Source organism: Nitrosomonas sp., assembly GCF_040256045.1.
In the GTDB taxonomy this organism is placed as follows: domain Bacteria; phylum Pseudomonadota; class Gammaproteobacteria; order Burkholderiales; family Nitrosomonadaceae; genus Nitrosomonas.
On record NZ_JBDZWD010000053.1, the window covers coordinates 1 to 9528 of the forward strand.

The 9528-nt window shown below is 48.6% G+C and carries 8 protein-coding genes and 1 pseudogene; 5 read left to right on the forward strand and 4 right to left on the reverse strand.

Features of this window, described 5'->3' with window-relative positions; genetic code table 11:
• Both ABUL11_RS09420 and ABUL11_RS09425 read right to left on the reverse strand, forming a co-directional pair.
• Positions 1-891: aldehyde dehydrogenase family protein (locus ABUL11_RS09420; protein ID WP_350283600.1), on the reverse strand; the 891-nt coding region annotated here is incomplete at its 3' end.
• A gap of 45 nt (positions 892-936) precedes the next feature.
• A complete protein-coding gene (locus ABUL11_RS09425) occupies positions 937-2061 on the reverse strand; it encodes an AOC03_06830 family ribosome hibernation factor (protein ID WP_350283601.1) in 1125 nt (374 codons plus the stop codon).
• Between the two features lie 365 nt (positions 2062-2426).
• On the opposite strand from ABUL11_RS09425, the gene ABUL11_RS09430 reads away from it, so the two are divergent.
• Entirely contained in the window at positions 2427-2615 is a 189-nt protein-coding gene (locus tag ABUL11_RS09430; protein WP_350283602.1) for a hypothetical protein, read from the forward strand.
• Positions 2616-2648: 33 nt separating this feature from the next.
• Here ABUL11_RS09430 and ABUL11_RS09435 read toward each other — a convergent pair whose 3' ends face one another.
• A complete protein-coding gene (locus tag ABUL11_RS09435) occupies positions 2649-4559 on the reverse strand; it encodes an ATP-binding cassette domain-containing protein (protein ID WP_350283612.1) in 1911 nt (636 codons plus the stop codon).
• Between the two features lie 27 nt (positions 4560-4586).
• Between ABUL11_RS09435 and ABUL11_RS09440 the strand changes: the two are divergent.
• Positions 4587-5081: pseudogene (locus ABUL11_RS09440) on the forward strand (IS5 family transposase); the annotation flags it as partial.
• A 94-nt stretch (positions 5082-5175) separates the two neighbouring features.
• On the opposite strand, the gene ABUL11_RS09445 reads toward ABUL11_RS09440, so the two are convergent.
• Entirely contained in the window at positions 5176-6609 is a 1434-nt protein-coding gene (locus tag ABUL11_RS09445) for an MBL fold metallo-hydrolase (RefSeq protein ID WP_350283603.1), read from the reverse strand.
• 321 nt (positions 6610-6930) lie between these two features.
• Here ABUL11_RS09445 and ABUL11_RS09450 point away from each other — a divergent pair, with 321 nt between their 5' ends.
• The 3 genes from ABUL11_RS09450 to ABUL11_RS09460 form a co-directional block, all read left to right on the forward strand.
• Positions 6931-7383: a c-type cytochrome gene (locus ABUL11_RS09450; RefSeq protein ID WP_350283604.1), complete on the forward strand. Its 453-nt coding sequence runs from the start codon at positions 6931-6933 to the stop codon at positions 7381-7383.
• A gap of 38 nt (positions 7384-7421) precedes the next feature.
• A complete protein-coding gene (locus ABUL11_RS09455; RefSeq protein WP_350283605.1) occupies positions 7422-8768 on the forward strand; it encodes a cbb3-type cytochrome c oxidase subunit I in 1347 nt (448 codons plus the stop codon).
• A 49-nt stretch (positions 8769-8817) separates the two neighbouring features.
• On the forward strand, positions 8818-9528 hold a 711-nt coding region (locus ABUL11_RS09460; RefSeq protein ID WP_350283606.1), incomplete at its 3' end, for a CbbQ/NirQ/NorQ/GpvN family protein.

Here is a 9528-nt window from a genome sequence, read left to right on the forward strand (position 1 = left end):
TGCCTCATCGAGCGGATCACCTACCACCAGTTTCCCGACCTCGGCCAGCAACGTATCGGTGAAAACTTCTTCGATTTCTTTCAGAACGATCAGGCGCTTTGCAGCGATGCAACTTTGGCCATTGTTCTGAAACCGTCCGGTGACTGCAGCTTTTGCTGCTGCCGGAATGTCTGCATCCCCCAATACGATGAATGGATCAGAGCCACCCAATTCCAGTACCACTTTTTTCAGATGCTTGCCGGCAACAGAAGCGACTGCCCGACCTGCTTCTGCACTGCCTGTCAAAGAAACGCCCTGACAGAGCGGGTGAGTAATGACCTGTTCAACCACAGTATGAGAAGCAAGCAGGGTTCCGAATAGCCCTTCCGGGAACCCTGCTTCGTTGACGGCTTCCTGAATTTTCAGCGCGGAGCCGGTTACGTTGGTTGCATGTTTCAGCAAAGCCCCATTCCCGGTCAGCAGTGTCGGAATCAGGAAGCGCATCACCTGCCAGAAAGGAAAATTCCATGGCATCACCGCCAGAATAACCCCCAGCGGTTCAATGACAACCCGATGCTTTATGCCATCTGCCGCAATCTCTTCTTCAGCCAGCCATGCGGCAGCCTTATCTGCGTAAATCTCACACGTCCAGGCGCACTTCTCTATTTCAGCACGGGCAGCACGGATAGTTTTCCCCGTTTCTTCCGTCATCAGCCGGGCGTACGATTCAGATCTTCTGCGTAAAACATCTGCCAGCTTCAGTAAGAGTGCCGTCCGCTCGTGTAAGGGTACTTGTCGCCACGTGAGATGGGCAGCATGAGCACGCTCCAGCATACTGAAAACCATGGCTTCGGAGTATGGCGCGTATATCTGCAATAATTTCCCGGATGCCGGATTTTTCGTCAGGATCATCGGGCCTCCTTACGATTCAGGAGTATGAACAGGATTGAAAATCGCTCAGTACCTCGTCTGCAGACTAAGTGAGGCTTCCTTGCCCAACTGATCGGCCGACAGGAAATGAACCTCTCCTCCCTGCCGGATGACCAGTTCGATCAACGTGCCCACGACATCATCCGTAACCGTGCCACCTGCTGGATCTGCTGTTGCGGAATCCTCCTGCAACGCAACGATTTTCTGATCAAAATCGATGATACCCGGCTGAATATATCCCTGGCGTACGAATAAACGGGCAGCATTACCTGCATCAATCGCACGGAAAATCATGGAAGAATCTGTCAACAGTTGATGGTTGTTACGTGCCTGGGCGATATACTGCAGTGCTGCCTCTGCTTTCTGCCGGCGGTGATCCGAGACCAGCCCCTGCACTTCGACAATGATCTTTTCGGCTGGGATTCTCAAATCCGGAATAGAAGTCACCTCACCGATAATATCGGCCGGCTGATCGCACACCTCCCTGAAGAAAGCTGCATTACGCGCATCTCCGGCAATGATTACCGGCAAACGTTCCTGCTCGGGTTTGTTCTGAATTTCCTGCAGACTTTTATCCACGCGATTGAAAAATTCCTTGAGATTAGCTGCTTCGTTGGGAATCTGCGCACGATCCAGCCCTTTCGCAGCAAATAAAAACGGATTCTCCATCGGGAAACTGCCCGTCCGCAATTCCGTTCTCGAATCGAATTCATGAACCAGATGACTGTTGAACCCTTCAATCAGCCGGGCATCGGTACGTGAAATCACCAGCACACGGTAATGCACGGCACCGTTTATCTCCCGAACGAGATCGCGGATGGCAAAAGCCTCGTCGACGATCATCTGCTCCTTCACGGTAAACGGAAAATTGATGAGAGTGACCCCCTCCCGGTTGGCAAAAATACCCAGACCGTCAAGATTGTAGTTGTGATCATGCATACTGATTTTTTTATCGATGGCATCCATGATCATTTCGGCTTCCTGTCTGTCCGGCCAGCTCTGCAGCCGGTTACGAGCTTCCGTAACAAGATTTTTCAGTACAATGGTGTCCTGTTTGTTATCCGGAAATGTCCGATGTGTAGGCAGCAAAATGCTGACAGCCAGGCCTTTTTCACGATTGCTAAAATAACTCAGGAATGATTTCAATTTCATAAGAATCCTCCACCAATTGGTTATTTAAATCGAACCTCCAAAAACATAACTTACAGTACCAGTTAAGGAAGCGCTGAACAAACAGGATTTCAGATTTTTCTGACACCAAGACCGATTGCCCCACCAGAATCCGGCATATCATGGGACTAAATATCTACATGATTCTGATCATATGCATCTATCTACATGATTCTGATCATATGCATCACGTGTTGTTTCCACACGAGGGAAGGCATACAATTTTTTTGCCGAAATTCGTAAAAGTACGCTGATAAAAAGACCGTATGATCCAAATCGACCCGGAAATCCTGAAACCATTTGCCAGCAAATAGATCTGGTGGAAAACGCCAGATGAAGCTATCACTATGCCTGAGCAGGTCATTGCCCAGGTAATGAATATTGGTGATTATTCCGATGTTCAGTTACTCGCCGCACAAGTCGGTGATGAAATCTTGCGAGAGGTCTTGAAGCACGCCGAAGCGGGCAATTCATGCGGATCTGCGGAACAACGTCGGGCAGCGTCAGTGGGTGGGCAGTGGCCAAGCGTTTTGTGACACCCCGGTTTAGCCCGCTTTCAAACCATTGTGTTATACATCTTCTTCAAGTTCACTTTGCAATAATTCTAGCTCTTCTAAGTTATTGAGCCAGGTTTCTTCCAGTTTTACTTGCTTTTGTAGCAAGTTGGTTTGCTGGCTTAGGTGTTGCTTGAGCTGATCTTTTTGCGGCTGCTCATAGAGACTATGATCAGCCAAGATGATTTCCAAAGCTTGTAGCTCTTTTTGAATGTCATCTAACTGTTTCTCTAATGTATCAGTGTGCTTGCGTAGCGGTGCCAGTTGTTTACGGAGTGCTGCAGCTGCTTGGCGTTGTGTGCGGCGATCGACTTTATCGGGGCTGGTTGCATCGTTATTAGGACGCTGGCGCAAACGATAATCGTTGAGCCATTTGCTGTAATCCTCAAGATCACCTGCAAACTCTCGCACACGGCCATCAGCAACTAAGTACAACTCATCCATGGTACTTTTGATCAGATGGCGATCGTGAGACACCAGCAGTAGTGCACCGGAGAAATCTTGCAAAGCCATACTCAATGCTTGTCGCATTTCTAAATCAAGGTGGTTGGTGGGCTCATCAAGCAGTAATAAATTAGGTCTGCCCCACGCAATCAGCGCCAAAGCTAAGCGGGCTTTCTCACCACCGGAGAAATTGAGCACAGGTTCATCACAGCGCTTGCCACGAAAATTAAAACCGCCGAGAAAATTACGCAAAACTTGCTCGCGCTCATCTTGAGCAATACGTTGAAGGTGTAGCAACGGGCTGGCTTTTGGATCAAGTGAGTCCAGTTGATGCTGGGCAAAGTAGCCAATCGCTAAGTTTTCACTGCGGGTAAGATGACCTGACAGTAGCGGTAAATCATCCACAATACTTTTAATCAGAGTTGATTTACCTGCGCCGTTGGGGCCAAGCAAAGCAATCCGTGCGCCCGGGACTAGCTGTAGCTTTACATTGCTTAAAATAGGCTGTCCCACGTTGTAACCAAGCTCTGCTTCATCGAGATTCAGCAGCGGAGTAGAGACTTTATCAGCCACGCGGAAAATAAAGTCAAAAGGTGAATCAAAGTGTGCTGGCGCCAGTTCCTCCATGCGTTCCAGGGCTTTAACACGGCTTTGTGCTTGCCGTGCTTTACTGGCCTTGGCTTTAAAACGTCGGATAAAGTCCTCCATATGCGCGCGCTGTGCTCTTTGTTTTTCGTGCGCTTGTTGTTGCTGCATAACACGTTCAGCACGGGCGCGTTCAAAAGCTGTATAGCCACCGCAATATAGGGTTAGTTTTTGCTGATCAATATGGACAATATGACCCACCACCGCATCTAAAAAATCACGGTCATGAGAAATCAATAACAAGGTGCCGGAATAGCTTTGCAGCCAGCTTTCCAACCATAAAATCGCATCGAGATCCAAATGGTTAGTGGGCTCATCAAGTAATAACAAGTCTGATGGGCACATTAACGCTTGTGCTAGATTTAAGCGCATCCGCCAGCCACCGGAAAAGCTATTGACCTGATTTCCCATTTGTTCTTCCAAGAAACCCAAACCAGCTAATAATTTACGTGCGCGCGCGTCGGAGGTATAGGCATCAGCATTATCAAGTTCCGAGTACAAGCGGCCAAGCTCAACTCCGTCTTGTCGTTGTTCAGCTTTGACCAGTCGCTGTTGAATATCGCGTAAGTAGCTATCACCATCGAGCACATAATCAATCGCATTACAATCAGGTGCATCGATTTCTTGACGCATATGGGCAATGCGCCAGTTCATTGGCAATACGCAATCGCCTGCATCAGGATGCAATTCCCCACGTAGCAGGGCGAATAAGCTTGATTTGCCAGCGCCATTGGCACCAATTAAGCCGACTTTATGCCCTGGGTGCAGGGTTAAATCTGCATTTTCCAGTAAACGCAGAGGGCCACGTTGCAAGGTCAGTCCTGAGATTCTTATCATGGCACGCAGTTTAGCAGCTTCGCGGAAGTTACCGATCCTGATTATGAATGGCTGACTATTGATGCCAACCATTGTAAAGTTCATCCGCATGCCAGTGGAGCCAAAGCAGGATATGAATCGGACAAAAGGGGCTCAACACCAAAATACATCTGGCCGTGGATGCGCATGGTATGCCGGTCAGAATATTTGTACACAAGGTACCACTGCTAATTGCACGCAAGCTGGCCGCCTGATTGAAGAAGTCCATACTGATTATCTGTTAGCTGATCGTGGTTATGACAGTAATGCCATTGTTGAACAGGCGAAAAAACAGAAATGGAAGTTGTTATCCCATCAAAAAAGAATCGAAGAATACAAAGACCTTATGATAATGAACTGTATAAACTAAGGCATCTCGTTGAAAATGCTTTCCTTCATCTAAAAAGGTGGCGTGGTATTGCTACACGATACGCTAAAAACCCTTCTTCTTTCCTTACTGCCGTGCAAATTAGATGTATCACCCTCTGCGCAAATATCTTGTGACTACACTATCTAGGTCTTTCGGGCTTGGAATGGCCGTCAGTTAATTGGAGAAGTCGTCGAGTTCTGTCGGGATAAATAAATGATAAAAGCTGGATCAGCTCGACGGTGAAGAGGCTGACGAACTGAAGTCTGTCCAAGCCTCTAAATCGTATAAATCAGCATTACGATCACGTTTCCCAAGCAGCTGCTTTACAACTTGTTTTAGACGAAATACCCCGGGTGTGGAACTACCAAAACGCGAAGCCGGTGCATGGGAATGCTGCGTTATCATGACTCTCAATTCAGAATGCAAGGCTAATCTGGCATGCTCACGCGTGGGATAAATAAATACTCCTCCGGATCCAACAAAAATAATCTCATCACCATATTGGTGAGTCAGACTTCTTCGAAGATATGCTGCTCGTGTACGAAAAACCAGATCAGCTCGTGATATCGCAGTCTCTAAAGAAGTAATGGGCTCAATGTAAATATTCTGCCCTTGTTTACGAACTGATATGCCTTTATCTGTTCCGCGAAACTCGATAACAAGAAAATAGTCTTTCACATATTCAATAAGATAAGGTAAACAAATCTCTATGTTATTACGTAGGAGTTGCACGAGCTCTTCCACATAGATATCGGTTGTAGTGCCGTATGTATTCGCACGCTGATACTGCTCACGACATTCATCCAATATTACGTTGTTGTCATACGGTGCAAATAAACATTCGAATATCACCTGCTGATCTTCAATTACGAAGCCGGGAGCAATATCCAATACCTTTGTATCATCAAGCGGATATTCATTCTTAAAAACATCAGTTGGTCGCTCGTAATTATGGATATCCTCATTCAAGCTCAGCAGATCATCTTCAAGGAATACAACACTTGCCGCAAATGGGAACCCCCACCGAGGTTGCAAACGATGAATAATATCGGACCAGCAACGATTAAAGTATTGCTGCCTCCTGCGTGCAGTCAGGCTCGGATTCTTTCCGGGAACAAAATAGCAATTTGGAAAATGGCTGGCTGTACCGTAACCACAAAAAATATAATCCGGCCGCCCAAATTGCTGCTTCAAATTTTCAATAACTCGCTCTTGAATACGAGCTGGAGCTGTATGAATTGCATCATTCAAATTGATACAGGTTTGCTCTCCATCACTGATTACCAAAAGAGTATCTCCACCATATGTAGGCCACAACCAGATTTTCACCCCGTTTCCCAGGTCAAAGGGTTGTTCAGGATGAACTTCTATAACTTCGAATCCCAGATCCTCTATTACTGGTTTAAGATCAAGTGTGCTTGATACGATAACTTTGCTAGAACGATCAAGTGTTGCCAAGGTTCCCGGATGGCAGTGATCATGATGTCCATGCGAGATGTAAATGAAATCCACTGGGTGCTTATAAACCTGGTCCGTAACCGGATTTGGATAATTCCACCACTGTGCGCCGAAACATGGGCCACGCCACCACGGATCAGACAATATTTTCATGCCACGTACTTCCACCAATATCGAAGCATGGCCGATGAATTCAACTCTCATTTTCTACCCCTTCTGATCATTTTAACTTGCATATTTTTGGGTATTTTTCTTTAATTCCGGTAATTAGCCTTCCGGAGCAGGCCCCATTACCAATGGTATTATCGGAACACTTTAACATCACAAATTAAGAATATCAGTGACTTTTATCAAAAATCCCGAATTTCACTTTACGCATCAAATATCTCTTGTGCACCGGCGATCCATCGGACAAGATATGCAAAAACAATATAAAAAAACGGCTACACCTAGCTCTGCTGGAAATGCCGGCGCTTCGGTCGTATTCCGTAACTATCTGAAATATCTAAACAAGGAGAGAGAGTGATGAGCGAAAGACTTACCAAATCCGCTGCCCGAAACATTTTTTACGGGGGAACGGCTTTCTTTATAGTGCTTTTCATCGCGCTCTCTGTCCATACCCATCTGTATATCGTCAACACTTCGACTGATGAGACCACTCTGACTGAATCCGTTACCCGGGGAAAACACGTATGGGAGCGTAATGCCTGCATCAACTGCCACTCACTGCTGGGTGAGGGCGCCTATTTCGCGCCGGAGCTGGGGAATGTGTGGGTACGTTATGGCGGGCGCGATCACCCGGAAGGCGCAAGAATGGGCCTGAAAGCATGGATGCGGGCTCAGCCGACCCGCGTGCCGGGGCGGCGCCAGATGCCTCAGTTCAATCTGAGCGAGCAGGAACTCGATGACCTGATCGACTTTTTTGAGTGGACGAGCCGTATCGATACGCAAGGATGGCCGCCCAACACAGCAGGCTGATCCCACTGAAAACATCCCCTATCCAAAGGAGAACATTCATGAAATATTCAACTCAGAAGCTTGCTTACCCGTATTTCATCGCGGCGCTGCTGCTATTCTTGGTTCAGGTGCTGGCCGGTGTATTGGCCGGCAGCGTGTATGCCATGCCCAATTTTCTGTCGGAAAGCCTGCCGTTTCATATCATCAGGATGATCCACACCAACGCTCTGCTGGTATGGTTGTTACTGGGCTATTTCGGTGCGGCTTATTTCCTGATTCCCGAAGAAAGCGAACGCGATATCCACAGCCCCAAAGTTGCCTGGTTGCAGTTATTTATCTTCGTCTTCGCTGCACTGGCTGCCGTGGTGAGCTACCTGGCAGGTATACACGAGGGCCGGGAATTCCTGGAACAGCCTTTATGGATAAAAATATTGCTGGTAGTCGCATTTCTGCTGTTTCTCTACAACGTCTCCATGACAGTGCTGAAAGGGCGTAAAACAGTAGTGACGACCATTCTGCTGCTCGGTATGTGGGGAGCAGCACTGATGTTCCTGTTTGCTTTTTACAATCCCGGTAATCTAGCTCTCGACAAAATGTACTGGTGGTACGTAGTCCATATCTGGGTGGAAGGGGTATGGGAACTGATCATGGCATCCATGCTCGCCTTTCTGCTGATCAAAATGACTGGTGTGGATCGTGAAGTGATCGAAAAATGGCTGTATGTCATTGTCGGGCTGGCGCTTTTCAGTGGATTGCTGGGTACTGGTCACCATTACTACTGGATTGGCACGCCCGGTTACTGGCAATGGATCGGCAGTATATTCTCGGTTCTGGAAGTGCTGCCCTTCTTCGCCATGGTGCTCTGGTGCTTTCACATGGTGTACCGCAGCGGGCGCAATCATCCCAACAAGGCAGCGATGCTCTGGAGCCTTGGCTGCCCGGTCATGGCTTTTTTTGGTGCGGGGGTATGGGGCCTGCTGCACAGCTTCTCACAGGTCAATTTTTACAGCCACGGCACACAAATCACTGCCGCCCACGGACACATGGCGTTCTACGGCGCCTATGTCATGCTCAATCTGGCTTTCTTTACCTACGCACTGCCCCAGTTGCGCAATGTACAGCCGTATAACCAGATTCTGAACATGTGGAGTTTCTGGGTGATGACGGCCGCCATGGCTTTCATGACCTTCACATTGACCTTTGCCGGCGTACTGCAAACCCATTTGCAGCGAGTGGTCGGTATGGGGTTCATGGAAATTCAGCAGCAACTGGATCTGTTCTACTGGATGCGGTTGCTGGCAGGCGTCGCGTTTCTCGTAGGAGCACTGATGTATCTTTATGCGACACTGGGGCCAACCACAAAACAGGTGTCATCGTCACCGAACATGCAGCCTGCCGCCAGATGAAGTATACGCGAACATTTCCCGGTTTTCCGGCCATCCCGGGAGTGTTCCTGTGACGCCGGAAATCCCTTTCTATGTACCGATCGGCAATGAATGCGAGCTGTTCGAGACTACCTGGCAGCGCCGGCTACCGCTGCTGCTGAAAGGGCCGACCGGTTGCGGAAAAACACGTTTCGTCACTCACATGGCCGCTCGGCTACAACGACCGCTGTTTACCGTTTCCTGCCATGATGACCTTACCGCAGCCGATCTGACCGGACGTTTCCTGATCAAGGGAGGGGAAACGGTATGGGTGGACGGGCCGCTGACCCGCGCCATCCGTGAAGGCGGTATCTGTTATCTGGACGAAATCGTGGAAGCACGCAAGGACGTGACGGTCGTGCTGCATCCCCTGACCGATGACCGGCGCATGCTGCCGCTGGAACGTACCAATGAAATTCTGCACGCACCGGATACTTTCATGCTGGTGGTTTCCTATAACCCGGGCTACCAGAATATTCTCAAATCGCTCAAACCGAGCACTCGACAACGTTTTGTCGCACTCTCCTTCAATTTTCCTCCACCGGAAATCGAGCTGGAAATCATTGCCAGTGAAAGCGGCCTGGCCAGGGATCGCTGTGCGGTACTGGTCAATCTGGCCACCCGATTACGGTTGCTGAAAGATGTCGATCTGGAAGAAAGCGTTTCCACCCGCCTGCTGGTTTACTGCGCAACACTGATGGCTGCCGGGCTGGATCCCTATCAGGCGGCCCAGGCTGCACTG

Bases quoted from the DNA above. Each gene is read 5' to 3' on its own strand.
- ABUL11_RS09425 (WP_350283601.1), bottom strand. From the start codon at position 2,061: ATGAAATTGAAATCATTCCTGAGTTATTTTAGCAATCGTGAAAAAGGC.
- ABUL11_RS09430 (WP_350283602.1), top strand. From the start codon at position 2,427: ATGCCTGAGCAGGTCATTGCCCAGGTAATGAATATTGGTGATTATTCC.
- ABUL11_RS09435 (WP_350283612.1), bottom strand. From the start codon at position 4,559: ATGATAAGAATCTCAGGACTGACCTTGCAACGTGGCCCTCTGCGTTTA.
- ABUL11_RS09445 (WP_350283603.1), bottom strand. From the start codon at position 6,609: ATGAGAGTTGAATTCATCGGCCATGCTTCGATATTGGTGGAAGTACGT.
- ABUL11_RS09450 (WP_350283604.1), top strand. From the start codon at position 6,931: ATGAGCGAAAGACTTACCAAATCCGCTGCCCGAAACATTTTTTACGGG.
- ABUL11_RS09455 (WP_350283605.1), top strand. From the start codon at position 7,422: ATGAAATATTCAACTCAGAAGCTTGCTTACCCGTATTTCATCGCGGCG.